The sequence below is a fragment of the Methylobacterium sp. J-068 genome, assembly GCF_022829445.1.
Taxonomy (GTDB): domain Bacteria; phylum Pseudomonadota; class Alphaproteobacteria; order Rhizobiales; family Beijerinckiaceae; genus Methylobacterium.
This window is the reverse complement of sequence record NZ_JAKSXY010000115.1, coordinates 1-893: the sequence shown is the minus strand read 5'-3', so window position 1 is coordinate 893 and position 893 is coordinate 1. Positions and strand designations below refer to the sequence as shown.

Annotated in this window: 1 protein-coding gene; it reads right to left on the bottom strand. The window is 73.6% G+C overall.

Annotation, left to right across the window (positions count from 1 at the left end; all coding sequences use genetic code 11):
- Positions 1–893, bottom strand: an 893-nt coding sequence (locus tag MKK54_RS19690; RefSeq protein WP_244013369.1) for a polysaccharide biosynthesis/export family protein, incomplete at both ends; no start/stop codon positions are given.

The following is an 893-nucleotide window of genomic DNA, read 5'->3' as shown; positions in this document are numbered from 1 at the left end:
CGCATGCGGAAGGCCTGGGTCAGGAACAGGCTGTTGGGATCGCGCATGTTGATCCGGTAGACCACCGGCACCAGCGGCGTGCCGAGCAGCGGGCTGCCCGGCTTCAGGCGCCGCACCACCGCGGCCGGCTCGAAGCGGAAGATGAACGTGCCGGCCGGGTCCGCCTGGAAGTCCGACAGGCCGCGCGCCTTGGCCAGGGCCTGGGCCAGCGTGATGCCCTCCGCCTGGAACGGGATCTCGGTCGAATTGCCCAGCGCGCCCACCGCCAGGAAGGTCTGGGGATCGCGCACCAGGGTCAGGGTGTCGCCCGGCCGCAGGAAGATGTTCTCGGCCGGGTTCGACACCACGGTGGTCAGCGGCACCGTGGCGGTCCGGGGGCCGCGCGAGAGCCGCACGAAGGTCTCGTTCACGGGCGCGCGCACGCCGCCGGCGGTGGCCACCACGTCGAGCAGGCGGTCGCCCTTGCCCGAGAGCGGCACGCGCGCGCCGCTGACGGCCTCGCCCGAGACCGTGACGGTCTGCGAGACCGACTTCGTCACCGAGACCAGCACCTGGGGCTGGATCGCCTTGCCGGCGAGTTCCGTCTCGATCAGGCCCTGCACGTCCTGGGGCCGGCGCCCGGCCACCTGGATGCGCCCGGCATAGGGCACCGTGATGGCCCCGTCGCGGGGCACGACCTGCTCGGGGATGAGGGCGGACTTGGAGCCGGCCGAGAAGCGGTCGGCCACCAGGGGGCCGGAGAACAGGCCGCCGGAGCCGGCCTCCCAGACCGAGACGGCCACGAAGTCGCCGACCCCGATGACGGGCTCGAGGGCCTGGCGCTTGTCGCCGAAGGAGGCCAGCAGGCTGTCCAGGGCGCGGCCGCGCAGGGCTTCCACCGTGGCGGCCGACAG